The organism is Cupriavidus sp. GW821-FHT07C08 (assembly GCF_059419025.1).
Genome location: NZ_JBWKQZ010000031.1, coordinates 16,632 through 38,257, shown reverse-complemented (window position 1 = coordinate 38,257; position 21,626 = coordinate 16,632). Strand labels below are relative to the sequence as shown.

The window sequence follows — 21,626 nt, the reverse complement described above, 5'->3', positions numbered from 1 at the left end:
GTATGACCATGACGCTCTACTACAACCCCCAAAGCCGCGCCTCGGTGGCGCGCTGGATGCTGGAGGAGGTCGGGGCTGACTACAAGCTGCAGCACATCGATTTCACCAAGGGCGAGAGCCGCTCGCCGGAGTTCCTGGCGATCAATCCGATGGGGAAGATTCCAACGCTGGTCTTGCAGGACGGCACGGTCCTGACCGAGAACGGCGCGATCATCGCCTGGCTTGCAGATGCCTTTCCGCAGGCCGGGTTGATGCCGCCCGCAGGCTCGTCCGCGCGCGGCACGGTGCTGCGGTGGCTGTTCTTCTGCGGCAGTTGCTTCGAACCCGCGCTGACTGACCGGATGATGCGCAAAGAGGCGCCGCTGCCGAAGCAGGCGGTCGGCTGGAGCGACTATGACGATGTGATCGACACCATCGAGAAAGCCCTGACTCCCGGCCCCTTCGTGCTCGGCGCAACCTTCAGCGCAGCGGACGTCTATCTCGGTGCCTCGCTGGCATGGGCGGGGCGATTCGGTGCGCCACGCATCAGCGAGAGCCCGTGCATCCAGGACTACGTCAAGCGGATCACTGCGCGCGACGCGTTCGTGCGCGCGGCGCAGGCCCGGTGAGACGCGGCCTGTCCTGCGGCCTCAGTCCAGCGCAATGTTCGCCTTCCTGATCACCTCGCCCCAGCGCTGGGTCTCGAAGCGCACCAGGTTGGCATAGTCGGCACTGGTGCCGGGTAGCGGGATCGCCCCTTGGGCAGCGAGACTGTCGGCAGTCGACTTCTCCTTCGCGATCTTGTTGATCTGAAGCGAGAGCTTGTCGATCACAGCCTTGGGCGTTCCCGCTGGCGCCAGCACGCCGGACCAGGAGTCGACCACGAAGTCAGGGATGCCAGCTTCCGCCATGGTCGGCACGTCCGGCAGCGAAGCGGCCCGTCGCGCGCTCGCGACCGCGAGGGCGCGCATCTTCCCGCTCTGGATGTGCGGCAAGACGTTAGGCAAGTTCACGAACATCAGGTCGATCTGCCCCGACAGGAGGTCGACTGTCGCAGGGCCCGCGCCCTTGAACGGCACATGCTCGAAACTGGTGCCGGTTTTGTGCTGGAAGAGTTCGCCGACCATCTGGTTGACGCTGCCGTTGCCGGCGGAGCCCATGAACAGTGTCTTGCCGCCCGATCTGGAATAGGCGATGAACTCCTTGACAGTCTTCGCCGGGACCTTGTTCGAGACCACGAGCACGTTGGGCACGGCCGCGAACAGCGCCACCTGGACAAAGTCCTTGTTCGCGTCGTAGGGCAGCTTCTTGTAGATGAGCGGGTGGATGGACTGGTGGCTTGACGACGCGAGCAGGAGCGTATAGCCGTCAGCCGGCGACTTGGCGACCACGTCCGCGCCCAGCGTGCCGCCCGCGCCGGGCTTGTTCTCCACAACGACCTGCTGGCCCAGGGTCTCCGAGAGACGTTGTGCCAGCACACGGCCAATGAGGTTCACGGTGCCTCCCGCCGCGAACGGGACGATAAGGCGGATCGGCTTGTCCGGGTACGCGGCGGAGGCGCCAGGGGTAACGCAGGCAGCGGTAAGTGCCGCAATCAGGAACTTGGCGATGAGCTTCATGGTTCGTTGGCGATAGGAAGACGGGTTGGTGAATCAGGCGGCTGCCAATGCGGCGATGTCACGCTTCATACGATCGCGCGCTGCATCGAGGCGCGCTCGGGTGGTCTTCACCGAAGCCAGCACGGTGTCAACGTGGCCGCGTTGCCGCTGGATGGCGAGGGTGACCTCCGACGGCGCCGGACCGCCGTTGCCGCGCGCGTTGACGCTCTCAACGGGATCCAGGTACTGCCGCAGCTTGTGCTCGGGCCATTCGATTGCCCGCCCGATCACGTCCACCGCGGCACGGTCCAGCATGGCGCTGGTCAGCTCGCCTGCGGATTGGCCAGAATCGAGTGCCATGCGCACCAGTCCGCCCACAACGTGGTGAGCGTCCCGGAACGACAGTCCGGCCTCGGCCACAAGCCCATCGGCCAGGTCCGTCGCCACGGAAAAGTCGAGGCTGACGCGCTGCAGCATGTTCGGCAGCCTCGGCTCCACGCTGCCGAGGATCAACTCGAACAGGGACAGGCAGCGCGCGGTTTCCTCGCCGCATTCCCAGAAGCTGCGGATGCTCTCCCGGCTGCTGTCGCCGGTGTGCGTGAAGTGCGTTCCCTTGACGGTTACCAGGGACGTCGTCAACAGGCCAACGATATGGGCGCTCTTGCCACGCAAGTACTCCAGCACTGCAGGATTCTTCTTCTGCGGCATGATGCTCGAGGTGCTTGCCACCCGGTCGGAAAAAGCAAGGAGGCCAAACTCGGGCGTGGACCACACGTAGAAGTCCTGTGCGACCCGGCCCCACGTCAGCGCGATGATGGCCATGGCGGACATCGCCTCCCAGGCGAAGTCGCGCGACGCGACCGCATCCAGCGTGTTGTGCACCAGCGAGCCGAAGCCAAGCCCGTCCGCCGTGACTTGCCTGTCGATCGGGAAGCGCGTGCCGGCCAGCGCTCCTGCACCCAGCGGCATGGCGTCGATCCTCGGCAATGCCGCATGGAGCCGGTCCATGTCCCGGCCCAGGGCCTCGGACACGGCGCTCAGGTAGAAGCCGAAGGTGATTGGCTGCGCAGGCTGCAGGTGCGTGTATCCCGGCATGACGGCATCGGCGAATTCGCTGGCGCGTTGCAGCGCCACCTTGCGCAGCCTGCCCAGCGCCTCAATGGTGTCGAGAACGATGGTGCGGGCGCGCATCCGGTCAATGGTGGCCGCAATGTCGTTCCTGCTGCGCGCCATGTGCAGCCGCCCGCCGATGTCCCGGCTGGTCACCGTCATCAGCCTGGCTTCGTAGTTGAAATAAGGGTCTTCCTTGGCGGGATCGAGGGTCACCGCGCCGGGGCCTTCATTTTCCATCTGCTGCAGGCCGCTGGCCAGCTTCCTGGCGATCTCTGGTGACACCAGGCCGGTCTTGTGCAGCATCAGCAGGTGTGCCTGGTTCACCTCGGTGAGGTAGGCGAATTGCCTGGAGAAGTCACGCGCAAGGCGCGGACCGTAAATGTGCTCGCAGATTTCTTGTGCAAGCGGCTCCTTGAGCCGGCGGCTGACTTTCGATTCCATGATTTCCGATACGTTCTGTGGTGAATTGAGTATCGGAGGCCGATGGCATACCGGTCAAATGACAGGTTTGGTGGTCGGCATGCATTTTTGATATGGGGGTGCTGAAGAGGCGTTACCATTGCAGGCATGAACTTCAAGCAGATCGAGACCTTCCGGGCCGTCATGCTGACTGGCTCCATGACAGTTGCCGCGCAGCAGTTGCACACGTCCCAGCCAAACGTGAGCCGCGTCATCGGCAAGCTCGAAGCGGAGCTTGGCTTCGAGCTGTTCGACCGGCTGCCCGGACGAGTGGTGGCGACCAAAGGGGCCGAGGCGCTGTTCAAGGAAGTGGAGCGCGCCTTCGTAGGGCTGGACAGCTTGGGCGAATCCGCGCGGGCCATCCGCGACGCCGGCGTCGGAACGCTGCGTGTGGCGGCTGCCGCGTCGATATCGCTGAGCGTGCTCCCGCTGGCGGTCCGGATGTTCAGCGAAAAGTACCCCCTGGTCCGCATTGTCGTCGACACCAGCGAGTCCCCCGTCATCGCGAACTGGATCGCCACCCAGCACTGCGACATCGGTTTCGTCTCCAACATTGCCGATAAGCCGGGGGTCGTGGCGTCCGTCATACACACCGAAAGCGCGGTTTGTGTCGTGCCGGCAGGCCACCGGCTGGCGAGGAAGAAGCGGCTCGTTCCGCAGGATCTGACCGGCGAGCGCTTCATTTCCCTGCCCAGCGGCAGCATGTCAAGGCGCGCAATCGATGCCGCCTTCAGCGACGGGGCCCGGATCATGGCGCTTGAAACCCCCTTCGCGGCGACGATCTGCAGGATGGTCAGCGAAGGTCTGGGGGTAAGCCTGGTGAATCCCATCGTCAGCCGGACGATGAAGTTCCCGGGCGTCGTGGCAATCCCGTTCAAGCCGGAAATCCCGTTCAGGAGCTACATGCTGCGCGCGAAACTGGCGCCACGCGACACGCACGTCAATGACTTTGTCTCCTGCATGCGAGCCGCCTTCAAGTCCATGTGACAGAGGCCACTGGCGGCTCCTCAGTCCACCCTTTGCGCAGCCTGCGCCCGCCACCGGAATATGAGACATTGGAGCCCCGGTGGCGGATTCCCGGTGCTCGACTCTCCAGGAGACACATCATGCAAAGCAAGAACACAATCTGCTTGTGGTACGACCACGACGCCCTTGATGCCGCAAACTTCTATGCCGAAACATTCCCCGACAGCGCGGTCAGCGCCGTCCACCGTGCGCCGGGCGACTATCCCGACGGCAAGCAGGGCGATGTCCTGACGGTCGAGTTCACCGTTGCCGGCATTCCCTGCCTCGGGCTGAACGGCGGCCCGCATTTCAAGCACAACGAAGCCTTCTCTTTTCAGATTGCGACGGACGACCAGGCCGAAACCGACCGCTTGTGGAATGCGATCGTCGGCAATGGCGGCCAGGAAAGCGAATGCGGCTGGTGCAAGGACCGGTGGGGACTGTCATGGCAGATCACCCCGCGCGCGCTCACCGCGGCGATCACCGACCCCGACCGCGCGGCGGCCAAGCGCGCATTTGACGCCATGATGACGATGAGAAAAATCGACATCGCCGCGATCGAGGCGGCACGGCAGGGCAAAAGCCCATCCTAGAATTGAGGTAGCGGGTCTCAGTGCCAACCTCAATGGGGACTGGGGCAGGGCCGCTTTTCCATCGACCGGGAGAGACAATCATGAGTCGTTTGCTGCTAGGCAACATCGAACCTGGCACCTCGGACGAGGAAATCGCGGCCTTCCTGGAAAAGTATGGGTTTCCCCCGTTCGACAGCCTCGAGCATGAGGAAGGCGATGGCTCGCAGCCTGCCGTGCTGCTAACCTATGGCAGCCTGGACCCGATGGTGCTGGGGAAATTGCAGGAGCGTATCCACCATATGTACTGGAAGAAGCGCGAATTGACCGCCTCTATCCTGCATGACCGCTTTGCGTGAGCCGAAGCTGCCTCGGGGTGGCCTACGCGGCTCACGCATCCGGCCCCATCCGCTAGAATCCTGACCGGTAGCCGTTTCCCAAAGTTCCTAACGTGGCACTTCAGCAGGGTTTTATCCTGACCCGACACTGGCGCGATACGCCGGCCGGCACCGAAGTCGAATTCTGGCTGGCGACCGACGATGGTCCGCGCCACCTGCACCTGTCCTGTCAGCCGTCAGTCGCGTTTATCCCCGAATCGCAGCGTGAGCGTGCCGAGGCGCTGCTGTGCCGCGAGCGCGATGTCGAGCTGCGCCCGCTCAAGCTCCAGGATTTCCAGCGCCGGCCCGTACTGGGCCTGTACTGCCGCCAGCATCGGCAACTGATCCAGCTCAGCCGCTCATTGCGCGACGCCGGCGTGGATGTCTACGAAGCCGATATCCGCCCGCCCGAGCGCTACCTGATGGAGCGTTTCATCACCGCCCCGGTCTGGTTCGACGGCGAGCCGGATGCCCGCGGCGCGCTGCGCAAGGCCCAGATGAAGCCGTCGGTGGACTACCGGCCCGCGCTGCGCCTGGTCTCGCTCGATATCGAGACCAACGCGTTCGGCGAACTCTATTCGATTGCGCTCGAAGGCTGCGGTCAGCGCCAGGTCTACGTGCTGGGCGCGGCGCCGCAGATGCCCGCCGACGTCGATTTCTCGCTCGCATACTGCGACACACGGCCCGAGTTGCTGGAGCAGTTGAACCAGTGGCTGGCCGATCACGATCCCGACGCGATCATCGGCTGGAATCTGGTCCAGTTCGACCTGCGCGTGTTGCAAGAGCATGCACGCAAGTTCCAGATCCCGCTGCGCCTCGGCCGCGGCGGCGCCGAGATGGAATGGCGCGAGCACAACGCCCAGCAGCACTATTTCGCCAGCGCACCAGGCCGGTTGATCATCGACGGCATCGAGGCGCTGCGTTCCGCCACGTGGAGCTTCCCGTCGTTCAGCCTGGAATCGGTGGCGCAGACGCTGCTCGGCGAGGGCAAGGCGGTGGACAACCCGTACGACCGCATGGACGCCATCGACCGCATGTTCGAGCAGGACAAGCCGGCGCTGGCCCGCTATAACCTGCGCGATTGCGAACTGGTGACGCGGATCTTCGAAAACACGGAGCTGTTGCCGTTCCTGCTGGAGCGCGCCACGGTCACGGGCCTGCCGGCCGACCGGAGCGGCGGCTCGGTCGCCGCCTTCACGCATCTCTACATGCCGCTGATGCACCGCCAGGGGTATGTCGCGCCCAACCTCGGCGAGAAGGCACCCGAGGCCAGCCCCGGCGGCTTCGTCATGGACTCGCGGCCGGGGCTCTACGAATCGGTGCTTGTGCTGGACTACAAGAGCCTCTACCCGTCGATCATCCGCACCTTCCTGATCGACCCGATCGGCCTGGTCGAAGGCCTGGCGCATCCGGATGACGCCGATTCGGTGCCTGGTTTCCGCGGTGCGCGGTTTTCCCGGACCAAGCACTGCCTGCCGGCGATCGTCGCCAGGGTCTGGCAAGGCCGCGAGGCCGCCAAGCGTGACCGGAACAAGCCGCTCTCGCAGGCGCTCAAGATCATCATGAACGCGTTCTACGGCGTGCTCGGGTCCAGCGGCTGCCGGTTCTTCGATGCGCGGCTGGCGTCGTCGATCACCATGCGCGGGCACGAGATCATGCGACAGACCCGCGCGCTGATCGAGGCCCGCGGCTATGAGGTGATCTATGGCGACACGGATTCCACATTCGTCTGGCTGCGCCGCGCGCGAACGGAAGCCGATGCCAACCAGATCGGCCGCAGCCTGGTCGCCTACGTCAACGACTGGTGGCGCGATCACCTCGGCCAGACCTATGGACTGGAAAGCGCGCTGGAACTCCAGTTCGAAACGCACTTCCGGCGCTTCCTGATGCCGACCATCCGCGGCACGGACCTTGGCAGCAAGAAGCGCTATGCCGGCCAGGTGGAACGGCCTGACGGGAAGGTCGAGATGGTGTTCAAGGGGCTTGAGACGGTGCGTACGGATTGGTCGCCGCTCGCCCAGCGGTTCCAGCAGACCCTTTACGAAAAGATCTTCAACCGCGAGCCGTACGCGGATTATGTGCGGGACATCGTGCGCCGCACCCTGGCCGGCGAGCTCGACGAGCAACTGGTCTACCGCAAGCGGCTGCGCCGCAAGCTCGATGATTACCAGCGCAACGTGCCGCCACACGTGCGGGCCGCCCGCATCGCCGATGCCTATAACGAGCGCCAGGGGCGCCCGCTCCAGTATCAGCATGGCGGCTGGATCAGCTATGTAATGACAGTGGCGGGGCCGGAGCCACTTGAGACCCGCTCGGCACCGGTCGACTACAGCCATTACGTCACCAGGCAGCTCCAGCCGATTGCCGATGCGATCCTGCCGTTCCTGGACGACGATTTCCAGACGCTGTTGGCTGGCCAGATGGCGCTGTTTCCGCGATAGCCCGGCTGTGGATGTGCATCATTGCGCATTTATCATAATTTATTTGCCAGGGATAATTTATCCCGATAGGATAAATGCTGATAATCGCAACCGGAAGTCCCCATGTCCGATCCGTCCGCCGCCTCCGAACGTTACACCTTCCGCCGGCCCGCGCTGGCGGCAAGTTTCTGCGCTGCCCTGGCCGGGGAGGGAATCCAGGATGCCCGCTCGGGCTTGTTCCTGGCGGCGCCGCGTCGGGTCGGGAAGTCCACGTTCCTGCGCGAGGATCTTGTGCCGGCCGCCGGGCAGCGCGGCTGGGTCACGGTGTATGTCGACTTATGGTCGAACAAGGCGCATGACCCCGGCGAGCTGATCGCCGACGCCATCAAGCACAAGATTGCCGATCACGCCGGCGTCGTGAGCAAAGCCGCAAAGGCTGTCGGCCTCACCAGGGTCACCGTGATGGGCACCCTTGGGTTGGATCTCGGCGCCACGGGATTGCCAGCGGGCGTCACGCTCACGCAGACCCTTGAGGCGCTGCGCAAGGCTGCCGACAAACCGGTTCTCCTGATCGTTGACGAAGCCCAGCATGCTCTGACCACGGAGAAGGGGGTGGAGGCGATGTTCGGCCTGAAGGCGGCGCGCGACGCGATGAACGTGTCGGGCAAGGCCCCGGACCTCATGCTGGTCTTCACCGGCTCAAGCCGGGACAAACTCGCGCACCTCGTCATGAATTCGCGCATGCCGTTCTACGGCTCCCAGGTGACGCCGTTCCCGCTGCTCGATCGAAACTTCACCGACGAATTCACCAGGAGCGTGAACCGGGCGCTCGCCACCGGCAATCAGCTTGAGCCGGAGGCGGTCTACGAAGCCTTCGTGATGGTCGGGCATCGCCCGGAGATGCTGCGCCACCTGATCGGCACGATCGCACTGGCGAACGAATCGCCAAACCTCAGTACCCGGCTCAAGGATGACGCGACGCTGGTCCAGGAACGCTTGTGGCATGACGTCGAAAGCGACTTCACCTCGTTGTCCCCGCTGCAGCAGGCGGTGGTGCGTGTCATGGCTGGCAAGGATGGTCAGTTCTCCCCCTTCGGAGAGAGCGCAATGTCCGCATACAAGGCCCTGGTGCCGCATCACGTGAGTGTCAGCGCCGGGACGGTGCAGAATGCAATTGACGCCCTTCGTGAGCGCGAGATCGTATGGAAAGAGTCGCGAGGCTCATACGAGATCGAAGATCAAGCGTGGCTGAGCTGGCTCCGCGCCAAGGACCTGACATCCTGAAGAACGCGGTAAAGCGATGCGCCCCGACTCAGCTCGCCACGCGCTTGAACCCATCGGCAACAGGTCGCACGTGGTCTTCGCTGTGCAGCCATGCGCTGTGCCGGCGTGTGTTCTGTCAGGGCGCCGGGGCATTGGCGCGCGCCCCGGGTTGCGCGGCTCACGCCGGATCGCGATGTAAGTTCTTGAAATATGGGTAGCCGATAATCGGCCGAACCATTTCTTCGAGTCGGGATAGACTTTCTCGGCTACGTCTTCTGCAATTGGCGCTGGCGCAACGGCGGGCATGGCCCTTGCTTCGTCCCGCTGTTCCGCTCTGGCACAGGTCAACCGGCTTGCCGGTGACATTTTGACTCGGCCTTGATTCTTACGCAGGAAATCGCAATGCAACGATCACGCGGCTGCAGCGCCTGGGTTCCGGTCACGCTGGCCATCGCCATGTCAATGCTTGCCGCATGCGGTAACAAGAAAGAGGCCGCGGCCCCGCCGCCACCGCAAGTGAGCGTGGTCACGCTCAAGACCGAGCAGCTGACGCTCGATACCGAACTGCCCGGGCGCACCACGGCGTTCCGCATTGCCGAAGTCAGGCCGCAGGTGGACGGCATCATCCTGCGCCGCCTGTTCAAGGAGGGCAGCGACGTCACGCAGGGCCAGCAGCTCTACCAGATTGACCCGTCCACCTACCAGGCCACCTACAAGAGCGCCAGGGCGACGCTGGAATCCACCCGCCTGCTGGCAGAGCGGTATGGGCGCCTGGTTGGTGACGAGGCCGTCAGCAAGCAGCAGTACGACGAGGCCAGGGCCGCCTGGCTGCAGGCGCAGGCTGCGGTGGACCGCGCCGAGATCAACCTGCGCTATACCAAGGTGCTGTCGCCGATTTCCGGGCGCATCGGGCGCTCGAATGTGACGGAAGGTGCGCTGGTCACCAACGGCCAGGCTACCGCGCTGTCGGTGGTGCAGCAGCTCGACCCGATCTACGTCGACGTGACCCAGCCCTCTGCCTCCCTGCTGCGGCTGCGGCGCGAACTGGCCAATGGTGCGCTGCAAAGTGCCGGCGTCAACGCGGCCCAGGTCAGCCTGGTGCTGGAAGACGGTACCCGCTATCCCGAAACCGGCCGCCTGGAGTTCTCCGAAGTGGCCGTGGACCAGGGCACCGGCTCGGTGACGCTGCGCGCGGTGTTTCCCAACCCGCGCCATGATCTGTTGCCGGGCATGTTCGTCCATGCCCGCCTGCGTGAAGGCGTGAAGACCAATGCCCTGCTCGTGCCCCAGCAGGGTGTGACGCGCGACCTCAAGGGCCAGGCCACGGCGCTGGTGGTCAATGCCAGGGACGAGGTGGAACTGCGCCAGATCCGCACCGACCGCGCCGTTGGCGACAAGTGGCTGGTTTCCGAGGGCCTCGGCGCTGGCGACCGCGTCATCGTTGAGGGCCTGCAGTTCGTGCGGCCAGGCGCGAAAGTGCGCGTAGCCCAGGCCGGGAGCGGCGCAGGCGCGCCGGCGGCCGCCGCGTCCGCCCCATCCGCCACGACCGCGGCCAAGCCCTGAGCGCACTGCCAGGGCAAGGGAGTAGCCATGTCCAACTTCTTTATCGATCGGCCCATCTTCGCGTGGGTGATCGCCCTGGTCATCATGCTGGCCGGCGTGCTGTCGATCCGCGCGCTGCCCATCAGCCAGTATCCGGCCATCGCGCCGCCCACCATCGCGATCTCGGTCAACTACCCCGGCGCCTCCGCCGAGACGGTGCAGGACACCGTGGTGCAGGTGATCGAGCAGCAGCTCAACGGCCTGGACCGCCTGCGCTATATCTCCTCGGAAAGCAATGCCGACGGCAGCATGACGATCACGGTGACTTTCGAGCAGGGCACCAATCCGGATATTGCCCAGGTGCAGGTGCAGAACAAGCTTGCGCTTGCGCAGCCCCTGCTGCCGCAGGAAGTGCAGCAGCAAGGCATCCGCGTGACCAAGTCGGTGCGCAACTTCCTGGTCATCGTGGGCCTGATTTCCACTGACCCCAAGGTCACGCGGGAAGACCTGTCGAACTACATCGTCTCGAATCTCCAGGACCCGCTTTCGCGCACCTACGGCGTGGGCGACTTCCAGGTGTTCGGCGCGCAGTATGCGATGCGGGTATGGATCGACCCGGCCCGACTCAACAGCTACCAGCTCACGCCGCTGGACGTGAGCAGCGCCATCAGGGCGCAGAACGTCCAGGTGGCCTCCGGCCAGCTGGGCGGCCTGCCTGCGGTGCGGGGCCAGCAACTCAATGCCAGCGTGATCGGCAAGACCCGGCTGCAGACCGGCGAGCAGTTCGGCAACATCCTGCTCAAGGTCAACCCCGACGGCTCCCAGGTGCGCCTGAAGGACGTGGCGGAGGTGGGCCTGGGCGGGCAAGACTACAACATCAACGCGCAATACAACGGCCAGGCCGCCTCGGGCATTGCCGTGCGGCTGGCCGCGGGGGCCAACGCGCTGGAGACCGTGCGCGCCATCCGCAAGACGCTGGACGGGCTGGAGCCTTTCTTCCCGCCCGGGATGAAGGTGGTGTTCCCGTATGACACCTCGCCGGTGATCGCGGGCTCCATCCATGAAGTGGTGAAGACGCTGATGGAAGCCATCGTGCTGGTGTTCCTGGTGATGTACCTGTTCCTGCAGAACGTCCGCGCCACGCTGATCCCCACCATCGCCGTGCCGGTGGTGCTGCTGGGCACTTTCGGCGTGCTGGCGGCGTTCGGCTACACCATCAACACGCTGACCATGTTCGGCATGGTGCTGGCCATCGGGCTGCTGGTGGATGACGCCATCGTCGTGGTGGAGAACGTCGAGCGTGTGATGGCGGAGGACGGCCTGCCGCCCAAGGAGGCCGCGCGGCGCTCCATGGGCCAGATCCAGGGCGCGCTGGTGGGCATTGCCATGGTGCTCTCGGCGGTGTTCCTGCCGATGGCGTTCTTCGGCGGCTCGACCGGCGTGATCTACCGGCAGTTCTCCATCACCATCGTCTCCTCCATGGTGCTGTCCGTGCTGGTCGCGCTGATACTGACGCCGGCCCTGTGCGCGACCATGCTCCAGCCCATCGAAAAGGGCGACCATGGAGAGAACAAGGGCGGCTTCTTCGGCTGGTTCAACCGCAAATTCAACTCGACCGTCCAAAGCTACGAGCGCAGCGTGTCGGGCATCCTGAAGCGCCGCCTGCCTTTCCTGCTGATTTACGTGGCCATCCTGGTGGTGATGGGCTTCCTGTTCACGCGCATCCCCACATCGTTCCTGCCGGAAGAAGACCAGGGCGTGCTGTACGCCCAGGTGCAGACGCCGGCCGGCGCCACGGCGGAGCGCACGCAGAAGGTACTCGACCAGATGCGGGAGTACATGCTGAAGGAGGAGGGCGGCGTGGTGAGCTCCCTGTTCACCGTCAACGGCTTCAACTTTGCCGGCCGCGGCCAGAACTCGGGCCTGGCCTTCATCCTGCTCAAGCCATGGGAGCAGCGCAGCGGGGACAGCACCAGCGTGTTTGACCTGGCCGCGCGCGCGCAGCGCAAGTTCATGACCTTCCGCGATTCGATGTCGTTCGCGTTCGCCCCACCCGCGGTGCAGGAACTGGGCAATGCCATCGGCTTTGACCTCTACCTGCAGGACCAGGCCGGCATTGGTCACCTGGCGCTGATGAACGCGCGTGACAAGTTCCTGGCGCTGGCCGCGCAAAGCCCGGTGCTGCAGCGCGTGCGTCCCAATGGCCTGAATGACCAGCCGCAGTACCAGCTGGTGATCGACGATGAAAAAGCGCGCGCGCTTCGCGTTTCGCTGGCAGACATCAACAGCACGGTGTCGATCGCGTGGGGTTCCAGCTACGTCAATGACTTTATCGACCGCGGCCGGGTCAAGCGCGTCTACGTGCAGGGCCGCCCGGATTCCCGGATGAATCCGGACGATATCGACAAGTGGTTCGTGCGCAACGACAAGGGCGAGATGGTGCCATTCTCCGCCTTTGCCGACGGCAAGTGGGCCTATGGCTCGCCCAAGCTGCAGCGCTACAACGGCGTGGCGGCGGTGGAACTGCTGGGGGAGGCCGCGCCCGGGCGCAGCTCCGGCGAGGCCATGGCGGCGATCGAGGAGATCATGAAGCAGATGCCGCCGGGCGTAGGTTATGCCTGGACCGGCCTGTCCTATGAGGAACGGCTGTCGGGCTCGCAGGCGCCGGCGCTCTATGCGCTCTCGCTGCTGGTGGTGTTCCTGTGCCTGGCCGCGCTGTACGAGAGCTGGTCGATCCCGTTCTCGGTGATGCTGGTGGTGCCGCTCGGCGTGATCGGCGCACTGCTCGCCACGCTGGGGCGTGGCTTGTCCAATGACGTGTTTTTCCAGGTGGGCCTGTTGACCACCATCGGCCTGTCCGCCAAGAACGCCATTCTGATCGTGGAATTTGCCAGGAGCCAGTACGAACAGGGCAGGGGCCTGGTCGAGGCCACCGTGGAGGCGTGCCGCATGCGCCTGCGCCCCATCGTGATGACCTCGCTGGCCTTCATGCTCGGCGTGTTTCCGCTGGCCGTGTCGACCGGCGCCGGCGCCGGCAGCCAGCACGCCATCGGCACCGGCGTGATCGGCGGCATGGTCACTGCCACGGTGCTGGCGATCTTCTGGGTGCCGTTGTTTTTCGTCGTCGTCACCTCCATGTTCGGGCGCAAGCGCAGGCCGGAGCCGCCGGGGCCGCATGTGGCCTCCCTGGAAGAAGAGGCGCTGGAATGAAGAAGACCTTGCTCTGCGCTGCCGCCATGGCCATGCTGGCCGGCTGCAGCCTGATCCCCAAATACGAGCGGCCCGCCTCGCCGGTGGAGGCGGCCTACCCGCAGGGCCCGGCCTACCTGCCTGCCGATGCCGCCGCCGATGCTGGCCAGGTGCCCGCGGTCGAGCTGGGCTGGCACGATTTCTTCGCCGATCCGCGACTGCGCCGTTTCATCGAACTGGCGCTGCAGAACAACCGTGACCTGCGCGTGGCCGCCCTCAACGTGGAGGCGTTCGGTGCACAGTACCGCATCCAGCGCGCCGACCTGTTTCCCGCCGTCGGCGTGGCCGCGCAGGGCACGCGCCAGCGCATTCCCGCCGACCTGTCTCCCACCGGACAGCGGACGATCGGCAGCCAGTACGGCGTGTCGATAGGCACCACGGCATGGGAGATCGACCTGTTCGGCCGCCTGCGCAGCCTCAGCGAAGCCGCGCTCGAGCAGTATTTCGCCAGCGACGAGGCGCGCCGCAGCGCCCAGATCTCGCTGGTGGCGAGCGTTGCCAGCGCCTACCTGACCCAGCGCGCCGATGAAGCCCTGCTGCAGCTCACCCGTGAAACGCTGGCCAATTACGAGCGCAGCTATGGCCTGACCCGGCGCAGCTACGAGGAAGGGATCGCTTCCCGGCTGGACCTGCGCCAGGCGCAGACCGCAGTGGAAACCGCCCGCGCGAGCCTTGCGCGTTATACCCGGCTGGTTGCCCAGGACCAGAATGCCCTGGTGCTGCTGCTTGGCACATCCCCGCCCGTGGACCTGCCGGAAGGCCTGCCGCTGGAGCAGAAGCTGTTTGCCGACGTGCCGGCCGGACTGCCCTCGGACCTGCTGCAGAACCGTCCCGACGTGCTCGCGGCCGAGCACCGGCTGCGCTCCGCCAACGCCGACATCGGCGCCGCGCGTGCGGCGTTCTTCCCCAGTATCAGCCTGACCGCATCGGCGGGCACCGCCAGCAGCCAGCTTTCGGGCCTGTTCGCGGCCGGCTCCGGCACGTGGCTGTTCCAGCCGCGGATCAACCTGCCGCTGTTTACCGCCGGCAGCCTGCGGGCCAGCCTGGACTTCGCCACAATCCAGAAGGACGTCAACGTCGCCCAGTACGAGCGTACGGTGCAGACCGCCTTCCGCGAGGTCGCCGATGGGCTGGCGGCACGCGGCACCTACACCAGCCAGCTCCAGGCCCAGATCCGCTTCGTGGAAGCCGCCCAGGACGCCTATGGCCTGGCCGACCGGCGCTACCGCACGGGTGTCGACAGCTACCTTGCCGTGCTGGACGCGCAGCGCTCGCTTTACAACGCGCAGCAACTGCTGATCCAGGCACGGCTCGAACAGCTGACCAGCGAAGTCAACCTGTACAAGGCCCTTGGCGGCGGCTGGCATGACCAGACCGGCAAGGCCGGTACGCCCACGGCAGCCGCCGGACCAGCCTGACGCGCCAGTCCGGCTGCCGCCGTCGCGCGAGCATCGGCACGAGCGTCAGTGGCCTGCTTCGTTGCACAGCCAATCCTGGTGCCGGACCCGCGATGGCGCCCAGGGAAGCGGGGCAAGTGTTGCGCGATAGCGCCAACCACGTGTTCGTATTCGCGCTGCGGCACTTCCCGACCTAATATAGGCCATGCCATCGGCGGCACGGGGCCTTTCTATGATGATCGATCCGCCAGTCTTGCCATGTTGACGCGCAGAGCCTTCCTGCTCGGCGGTGCGGGCGCTGCCGGTGCGCTGGTGATCGGATGGGCCTGGCTGCCGCCGCGCCAGCGCCTGGCGGGTGGCGAGCCGCTGGCCGTGCGCGACGGGCAGTTCGCGCTGAACGGCTGGGTCAAGGTGGCGTCCGACAACACCGTCACGGTTGTCATGAACAAGGCCGAGATGGGGCAGGGCGTGCATACCGGCGCGGCGATGCTGCTGGCCGAGGAGATGGAGGCCGACTGGTCGCAGATCCGCGTCGAGCCGTCGCCCGTCGACAACCTGTACAACAACATCGAGGGCGTGGTCGCCAACCTGCCATTCCGTCCGGACGATAAGGGGTGGCCCAGGCGCGCCGCCGAATGGTTCACGCGCAAGGGCGTGCGCGAGGTGGGCCTGATGTTCACCGGCGGCTCTACCAGCATCAGGGACCTGTGGACGCCGATGCGCGAGGCCGGCGCCGCCGCCCGCATGATGCTGTGCGCGGCGGCTGCGAAGCAGTGGGACGTCAAGGCCGAAGCGTGCCGCGCGCAGGCCGGCAAGGTGGTGCATCCGTCGGGGCGCAGCGCTACCTTCGGCGAACTGGCCGCGGCAGCCGCGCGTGAGCCTTTGCCACGCCAGGTCGAACTGAAGGATCCGGCCAGCTACAGGCTCATCGGCACCCGCGCGGCGCGTCTTGATGCCCCTGCCAAGCTCCACGGCACGGCCAGTTTCGGTATCGACGTGGTGGCGGACGCGATGGTCTACGCCAGCGTGCAGATGTGTCCGACGCTGGGCGGCACGCTGCGGGGATCTCCGCCCGACGACGTCAAGAAGCTGCCCGGCGTGCTCGACCTGGTCGCGCTGCCGCCGCTGCAGGGCGGCAGCGGCGGCGTGGCGGTGATCGCCAGCGATGCGTGGATCGCCATGCAGGCGGTGGAGAAGGTCCAGTGCAAGTGGGACGAGGGCGAGGCGCGGACCCTGTCGAGCGACGGCATCCGCGACACGCTGGTGAAGGCGCTTGACGCCTCCAACCCACGCGTCTGGTACGAGCATGGTGACGGGCGTGCCATGAAGCAGGGCAAGCCCGCCATCCAGGTCTTGTACTCGGCGCCTTATCTCGCCCACGCCGCGCTGGAGCCGGTCAACTGCACGGTACTGGTCCAGGAGGACCGCGCCAGCGTGTGGGCCGCCACGCAGATGCCCGGGCTGGCTCGCCGCTGCGTGGCGAAGACGCTCAGGCTGGACACGGACCAGGTCGAACTGCGCCAGCAATCCATCGGCGGTGCCTTCGGGCGCCGGCTCGAAGTCGATTTCATCTGCCAGGCGGCCGCCATCGCCGCGCAGCGCAAGGGCGTGCCGGTGCAGACGATCTGGTCTCGCCCCGAGGACATGCGGCATGACTTCTATCGTCCGGCCAGCGTGTCGCGCTTCGAGGCCTGGCTCGACGGTAGCCGCAAGGTCATCGCCGTGCGCAATATCTCGGCCAGCCAGTCAGTGCTGGAGGGCGTCGCGAAGCGCAACTTCGGCCTGCCCGACATCTTCGTGTCGCGGCTGGACAAGTCCACGGTGGAAGGCGCCTTCGACCAGGCTTATGACTGGCCGGACGTTTGGGTCGGCCACCAGACCGTGGACCTCGCCATCCCCGTGGGCTACTGGCGCTCGGTGGGGCATTCGCACCACGCGTTCTTCATGGAGAGCTTCGTCGATGAGCTGGCGGTGGCGGTCGGGGTGGATCCGCTCGACTACCGCATGAGCCTGCTCAGGGATGAGCGCCAGCGCGCGGTGCTGGAGCAGGTAGGAAGGATGTCGGGCTGGGGCCAGCCCTTGCGCAAGCGGCCTGGCGTGGTGAAGGTGGGGCGCGGCGTGGCCCTGCACGAGTCGTTCGGCAGCATGGTGGCGCAGGTCGCCGAGGTGTCGGTGGACAACGCGGGGCAGGTCCGCGTGGATCGCGTTTACTGCGCCATCGATTGCGGCATGCCGGTCAACCCGACCCTGATCGAGCAGCAGGTCGAGGGCGGCATCGTGTTCGGGCTGTCGGCGGCGCTGTGGCAGAAGATCACGCTGAAGGCAGGCAAGGTGCAGGAGGACTATTACACCGCCTTCCCGGCCATGCGCCTGCGAGACTGCCCGGACATCCAGGTACACGTGATGCCTTCGATGCGCCCGCCACAGGGCGTGGGCGAGTCCACCACGCCGCCGATCGCACCGGCGGTGGCGAACGCCCTGTTCCATGCGACCGGCGAGCGCCTGCGCGACCTGCCGCTGCTGAAGACCCTGCCGCCTTCCGGAGCCTGCGATGTCAGACAATCAGATCAGTGTCAACGGTAAGAGCGTCGAAATCCGCTCGGACGGCTGCACGCCGCTGTTGTGGGTGCTGCGCTGCGAGCTCAAGCTGACGGGCGCCAAGTTCGGCTGCGGCGTGGGGGTGTGCGGCGCCTGCGCGGTGCATGTCAACGGCAAGATGCTGCTGTCGTGCCAGCACCAGGCGAGCGAGATGGAAGGGAAGAAGATCGTCACCATCGAAGGACTAGACGGCCCCGAGGCGAGCGCCCTGCGGGCGGCCTGGCTGAAGCACGAGGTGGTGCAGTGTGGCTACTGCCAGAGCGCGCAACTGATGGCGGCGAGCGCGCTGCTCAAGCGCACACGGAATCCGAAGGAGACGGAGATCGCCGACCAGATGAGCTGCGTGATCTGCCGGTGCGGCACGTACCCGCGGATCAGGCGGGCGATTGCGGAAGCGGCGGGGATGTTGAGGGGGTGATGGTGGAACATTCCGGGTCAGCACCAGCGTCGCTATATCCGGGTGGTTCGCAGGCGGCGACCGATGCTGCCGGCTCCGCGGCGATCGCTTCCGCATCTGCTGCGACCGGGCGCGTGGAACTCTACACCCAAAGAACCATGGTGAACTGGCTGAGCCCGCTACAGCTGCCGTTCACCGCCATGCGCGTCGCCGTGGCGATGGCAATCGGCGCCTTTGCCGACCAGCGCATGGTGCAGGCGGCACTCACCACACTGAATCCGAATCCACCGCTCCCGGTGCCCGCTGACGAGCACGGCGGTGTCTGGGTCGACTATCTGGCCGACACGGGCGACGGTTGGAACTCGACCTACTCCATGGCCTTGTGCGTCAGTCACGCGGTGACGCTGCGCGAGCAAGGCGTGACGCTGCCGCGGGCAAAGGTGCTGTTGCTGGGCGGCGACCAGGTGTATCCGACGCCTGCTCATGATGGCTATCGGACGCGCTTCGTCGATCCTTTCCGGGCGGCGTTCCCTGCGCCAGTCGAGGCTGTTCACCCCGTATACAGCGACCAGACGATCAAGTTGCCGCCGGACGCGCCGTGGATGGTCGCCACGCCTGGCAATCACGACTGGTACGATGGCTTGCGTGGCTTCGCCCGCTTGTTCTGCAGCGGCAAGCCCGTGGGCGGCTGGGAGACACGCCAGCGCACCGGCTACTATGCCTTGCAGTTGCCCGGCGGCTGGTGGATCTGGGGCCTGGACCTGCAACTGGAGTCGGAAATCGACCGGCCGCAGCGCGAGTACTTCCAGAAGCTGTGCACGGCGCTGCAGCCCGGTGACCGCGTGGTCTTGTGCGCGCCCGAGGCGAGCTGGATCGACGAGATGGAGCGCGTGCGCCGCGGCGAGCGGCGGGCCATGCCTTCGCTCGAGACCAAGACGCCGCGCTTTCGGAGCCTGAGCGAGATCGAGGGGATGCTGGGCGATCGGCTCGCGCTGGTGCTGGCCGGCAACTCGCACCACTACGCGCATTACGTGCCGCGAGCGGGCACGGCGGGACCGCATCGCATCACCTGCGGCGGCGGCGGCGCATTTCTTCACGGCACGCATCTGCTGCCGGATCCACCGAGGCCTATCGTGGTGGGTCCGGCCAGACAGTGCTACGAGCTGAAGTCGGCGTATCCGGAAAAGGCGACCGCCCGGAAACTGCGCAATCGCGCGTGGCAACTGCCTGCGCGCAACCTCTCGTTCTGTGCGCTGGTGGCGATCCTGTACTTGCTGTTCGACTGGATCATTCAAAGCGCGAGCCTGGTATCTGTTCCCGGGCGCGATCAACGCGGCTTCGTGGACCGGCTGGCCGGCCTCGAAGTGACATTCGGGAATATCGGCGAGGTGTTCCACCAACTGTTCCGGGTCATGGCGCACAGTCCGGCGTCGGTGGTGTTCGCAGCGGCCATCGTCTTTAGTTGTGCTGCGCTGTCCACCAGGGATGTCAGGCGCGGCGTCCGGCTGGCGTGCGTTGTCGGCGCGTTGCACGGGCTGCTGCACCTGGCACTGGCAGTCGTGCTGCTATGGCTCGTCTTGCGCCTCAATTTCCATGTCCTTGGCGCGGACAACGCGCCCCCCGTCTTGCTGTTCGTGGTCGAGGCCATGCTGCTGGGCGGCGCCCTCGGCGGCCTGCTGTTTGGGGTCTGGATGGTGTTGGGCAATGCCCTGTGGCGTCTGCACCCCGAGGAGGTATTCTCCTCCCAGCGCATCGCCGATTACAAATGCTTCCTGCGGATGCGGTTCGAGGGTGGGCAATTGACAATCTACCCGCTCAAGCTGGAGAAGGTTTGCCGCCATTGGCAGCTGGGCGAGGGCGTCGCGCGCCTGGCCAAGGTCAACAGCACCTGGCGCGTGCGCGCCCAGCCCGGCGCGGCCGGCCCCCGCTTCGTGCCGGCAGACGGCCAGGTATCGCCGCCGGAGGCGGTGCGGATGATTGAGGAGAGGCCAATCATCATCCAACGACAGGGGGCGTCATGATGAGCCATGCGCTGGCCTACGATGTCGTCGTCATCGGCAGCGGCTTCGGTGGTGCGGTCTCGGCGTGCCGGCTCGCGCAGGCCGGCCGCAAAGTGCTGGTGCTGGAGCGCGGCCGGCGCTGGAGCCCCGCGACTTACCCGCGCGACGAGAGTGATCCCTGGCTGTGGAACCAGGAGCGCGCCAATCGCTTCAATGGCTGGGCCGATATCCGGACATTCTCTGATGTATGGGTCATCGCCGGGGCCGGGGTCGGCGGCGGCTCGCTGATCTACGCCAACGTTTCCGTGGAAGCCAGGCCGGAAGCCTTTGAGCACGGCTGGCCGAAAGAGGTGACCTATGCCGGCCTGCAGGCCCACTACGAGGAGGTCGGGCGCATGCTCGCAGTGAGCGAAGTGCCGGATAACCAGTTGAGCGAGCGAACCCGGCTATTGCGCGAGGGCGCGGAAGCCTGCGGATGGGGCGGGCGCTTCCGCAAATTGCCGCTGGCGGTGACATTTTCCGAGCATTGGGACCCCACACGGCAAGACCCCCGCGATGACCGTCATTCGGAGAGATTCCTGAACCAGCACGGCAGGTGGCAGGGCACTTGTGTCCATTGCGGCAACTGCGACGTGGGGTGCCAGGTATCGGCCAGGAATACGCTGGACCTGAATTACCTGGCGGTGGCTGAAGACAATGGCGCCGAGATTCTCCCGTTGCACCTGGTAGACAGGATCGAGCCGCTGCAGCAGGGCTGGCGGGTCTGCTTCAGGAAGATCGACCCGGAAAACGAAACGACGAGCCCTGGCACAGTCACGGCCGCCAGGGTGATACTGGCCGCCGGCTCCATCGGCAGCACCGAGCTACTGCTGCGCTGTCGGGATGAGCATCGCACGCTGCCCGCTCTTTCACCAAGGTTGGGATTTGGCTGGGCCCACAATGGTGACTTCGTGACGCCAGCCTTCTATGGCAACAGGACGATCTCTCCTTCTCATGGCGTGACCATCTCCGCCGCGATCGACCTGCTGGACCACGGCGGCCCGAACGGACAGGCGCTCTTCGTCGAGGACGGCGGCATCCCGAACCTCGCAGGCAACTTTATTCGACGCCATATGAAGAGAACGCGTTCCCGCAAGCTGCGCGCGGTGTGGAAGGACGTCGGAGGACTGTTTGACGACGGCGATCCGGTCGAGCGGATGATGCCGTGGTTCGGGCAAGGCGTGGATCCTGGCGATGGCCAGCTGAAGCTGGGCCGCAGGTGGTACGCGCCGTGGCGTCGGGTGCTGCGGCTCGACTGGTCGTATCAGGCCTCGGTGGCGGTCATCGAGGCCATGATTGCAGCGCATACGCAGCTCTCGGAAGCGACCGGCGGGGATCCGTGGGTACCGCTCACCTGGCGACGGTGGCACAACCTGGTCACACCGCACCCGCTGGGAGGCTGCAACATGGGGGCCTCCGCCGCGGACGGTGTCGTCGATGCATGGGGCCGGGTATTTGGCTACAAGGGACTCTATGTCATGGACGGTGCGATCGTCCCGCGCCCGCTCGGCCTGAACCCTTCGCGCACCATCGCGGCGCTCGCGGAGCGTAACGTGGCGATGCTCTTGCGCGAGCAAGATTGACGCGGGGGCCGCGACGCTCGCATTCCTGTGTCTTCAGC

Annotated in this window: 15 protein-coding genes; 13 read left to right on the top strand and 2 right to left on the bottom strand. The window is 65.8% G+C overall.

All coding sequences use genetic code 11. The features are described 5' to 3' along the window. Nucleotides 1-2 precede the first annotated feature (2 nt). Nucleotides 3-608 carry a glutathione S-transferase family protein gene (locus tag AC07UK_RS30255; RefSeq protein WP_013956641.1) on the top strand — a complete coding sequence of 202 codons (606 nt, stop codon included), beginning with the start codon at nucleotides 3-5 and terminating at the stop codon, nucleotides 606-608. Nucleotides 609-629: 21 nt separating this feature from the next. Here AC07UK_RS30255 and AC07UK_RS30250 read toward each other — a convergent pair whose 3' ends face one another. Beyond that, nucleotides 630-1,598, bottom strand: coding sequence for a Bug family tripartite tricarboxylate transporter substrate binding protein (locus AC07UK_RS30250; protein WP_436221629.1), 969 nt, complete (start codon nucleotides 1,596-1,598; stop codon nucleotides 630-632). A 33-nt stretch (nucleotides 1,599-1,631) separates the two neighbouring features. Beyond that, nucleotides 1,632-3,131 carry an argininosuccinate lyase gene (argH, locus tag AC07UK_RS30245; protein WP_494687538.1) on the bottom strand — a complete coding sequence of 500 codons (1,500 nt, stop codon included), beginning with the start codon at nucleotides 3,129-3,131 and terminating at the stop codon, nucleotides 1,632-1,634. A gap of 126 nt (nucleotides 3,132-3,257) precedes the next feature. Between argH and AC07UK_RS30240 the strand changes: the two genes are divergently transcribed. The 12 genes from AC07UK_RS30240 (at nucleotide 3,258) to AC07UK_RS30185 (ending at nucleotide 21,588) form a co-directional block, all read left to right on the top strand. Next, a complete protein-coding gene (locus AC07UK_RS30240; RefSeq protein WP_436221631.1) occupies nucleotides 3,258-4,136 on the top strand; it encodes a LysR substrate-binding domain-containing protein in 879 nt (292 codons plus the stop codon). Between the two features lie 119 nt (nucleotides 4,137-4,255). Then, nucleotides 4,256-4,747, top strand: coding sequence for a VOC family protein (locus AC07UK_RS30235; RefSeq protein ID WP_436221632.1), 492 nt, complete (start codon nucleotides 4,256-4,258; stop codon nucleotides 4,745-4,747). Between the two features lie 80 nt (nucleotides 4,748-4,827). Beyond that, on the top strand, nucleotides 4,828-5,082 hold the full coding sequence (locus AC07UK_RS30230) for an RNA-binding protein (protein WP_340527273.1): 255 nt from the start codon (nucleotides 4,828-4,830) through the stop codon (nucleotides 5,080-5,082). Nucleotides 5,083-5,174: 92 nt separating this feature from the next. Beyond that, the gene (locus AC07UK_RS30225; protein WP_494687537.1) at nucleotides 5,175-7,541 is read left to right on the top strand and encodes a DNA polymerase II; all 2,367 of its coding nucleotides are present in this window, start codon (nucleotides 5,175-5,177) and stop codon (nucleotides 7,539-7,541) included. A 102-nt stretch (nucleotides 7,542-7,643) separates the two neighbouring features. Beyond that, on the top strand, nucleotides 7,644-8,804 hold the full coding sequence (locus AC07UK_RS30220; protein ID WP_035815065.1) for a hypothetical protein: 1,161 nt from the start codon (nucleotides 7,644-7,646) through the stop codon (nucleotides 8,802-8,804). A 381-nt stretch (nucleotides 8,805-9,185) separates the two neighbouring features. After that, nucleotides 9,186-10,346, top strand: coding sequence for an efflux RND transporter periplasmic adaptor subunit (locus tag AC07UK_RS30215; RefSeq protein WP_436221634.1), 1,161 nt, complete (start codon nucleotides 9,186-9,188; stop codon nucleotides 10,344-10,346). Nucleotides 10,347-10,373: 27 nt separating this feature from the next. Continuing rightward, nucleotides 10,374-13,535 carry an efflux RND transporter permease subunit gene (locus AC07UK_RS30210; RefSeq protein WP_436221635.1) on the top strand — a complete coding sequence of 1,054 codons (3,162 nt, stop codon included), beginning with the start codon at nucleotides 10,374-10,376 and terminating at the stop codon, nucleotides 13,533-13,535. Beyond that, entirely contained in the window at nucleotides 13,532-14,992 is a 1,461-nt protein-coding gene (locus AC07UK_RS30205) for an AdeC/AdeK/OprM family multidrug efflux complex outer membrane factor (RefSeq protein WP_436221636.1), read from the top strand. Before AC07UK_RS30210 ends, AC07UK_RS30205 begins: the two co-directional genes overlap by 4 nt. A 237-nt stretch (nucleotides 14,993-15,229) precedes the next feature. Next, on the top strand, nucleotides 15,230-17,554 hold the full coding sequence (locus tag AC07UK_RS30200; RefSeq protein WP_436221637.1) for a xanthine dehydrogenase family protein molybdopterin-binding subunit: 2,325 nt from the start codon (nucleotides 15,230-15,232) through the stop codon (nucleotides 17,552-17,554). Then, the gene (locus AC07UK_RS30195) at nucleotides 17,523-17,987 is read left to right on the top strand and encodes a (2Fe-2S)-binding protein (protein ID WP_436221638.1); all 465 of its coding nucleotides are present in this window, start codon (nucleotides 17,523-17,525) and stop codon (nucleotides 17,985-17,987) included. The genes AC07UK_RS30200 and AC07UK_RS30195 overlap by 32 nt, the downstream gene beginning before the upstream one ends. A 113-nt stretch (nucleotides 17,988-18,100) precedes the next feature. After that, nucleotides 18,101-19,987, top strand: coding sequence for a preprotein translocase subunit YajC (locus AC07UK_RS30190; RefSeq protein ID WP_436221639.1), 1,887 nt, complete (start codon nucleotides 18,101-18,103; stop codon nucleotides 19,985-19,987). Further along, nucleotides 19,984-21,588: a GMC oxidoreductase gene (locus AC07UK_RS30185; RefSeq protein WP_436221640.1), complete on the top strand. Its 1,605-nt coding sequence runs from the start codon at nucleotides 19,984-19,986 to the stop codon at nucleotides 21,586-21,588. The genes AC07UK_RS30190 and AC07UK_RS30185 overlap by 4 nt, the downstream gene beginning before the upstream one ends. The last annotated feature ends 38 nt before the right edge of the window (nucleotides 21,589-21,626 follow it).

What these genes read in the sequence shown, in the direction of transcription:
- AC07UK_RS30255 (WP_013956641.1), top strand. Translation starts at nt 3, where the DNA reads ATGACCATGACGCTCTACTACAACCCCCAAAGCCGCGCCTCGGTGGCG.
- AC07UK_RS30250 (WP_436221629.1), bottom strand. Translation starts at nt 1,598, where the DNA reads ATGAAGCTCATCGCCAAGTTCCTGATTGCGGCACTTACCGCTGCCTGC.
- argH (WP_494687538.1), bottom strand. Translation starts at nt 3,131, where the DNA reads ATGGAATCGAAAGTCAGCCGCCGGCTCAAGGAGCCGCTTGCACAAGAA.
- AC07UK_RS30240 (WP_436221631.1), top strand. Translation starts at nt 3,258, where the DNA reads ATGAACTTCAAGCAGATCGAGACCTTCCGGGCCGTCATGCTGACTGGC.
- AC07UK_RS30235 (WP_436221632.1), top strand. Translation starts at nt 4,256, where the DNA reads ATGCAAAGCAAGAACACAATCTGCTTGTGGTACGACCACGACGCCCTT.
- AC07UK_RS30230 (WP_340527273.1), top strand. Translation starts at nt 4,828, where the DNA reads ATGAGTCGTTTGCTGCTAGGCAACATCGAACCTGGCACCTCGGACGAG.
- AC07UK_RS30220 (WP_035815065.1), top strand. Translation starts at nt 7,644, where the DNA reads ATGTCCGATCCGTCCGCCGCCTCCGAACGTTACACCTTCCGCCGGCCC.
- AC07UK_RS30215 (WP_436221634.1), top strand. Translation starts at nt 9,186, where the DNA reads ATGCAACGATCACGCGGCTGCAGCGCCTGGGTTCCGGTCACGCTGGCC.
- AC07UK_RS30210 (WP_436221635.1), top strand. Translation starts at nt 10,374, where the DNA reads ATGTCCAACTTCTTTATCGATCGGCCCATCTTCGCGTGGGTGATCGCC.
- AC07UK_RS30205 (WP_436221636.1), top strand. Translation starts at nt 13,532, where the DNA reads ATGAAGAAGACCTTGCTCTGCGCTGCCGCCATGGCCATGCTGGCCGGC.
- AC07UK_RS30200 (WP_436221637.1), top strand. Translation starts at nt 15,230, where the DNA reads ATGTTGACGCGCAGAGCCTTCCTGCTCGGCGGTGCGGGCGCTGCCGGT.
- AC07UK_RS30195 (WP_436221638.1), top strand. Translation starts at nt 17,523, where the DNA reads ATGTCAGACAATCAGATCAGTGTCAACGGTAAGAGCGTCGAAATCCGC.
- AC07UK_RS30185 (WP_436221640.1), top strand. Translation starts at nt 19,984, where the DNA reads ATGATGAGCCATGCGCTGGCCTACGATGTCGTCGTCATCGGCAGCGGC.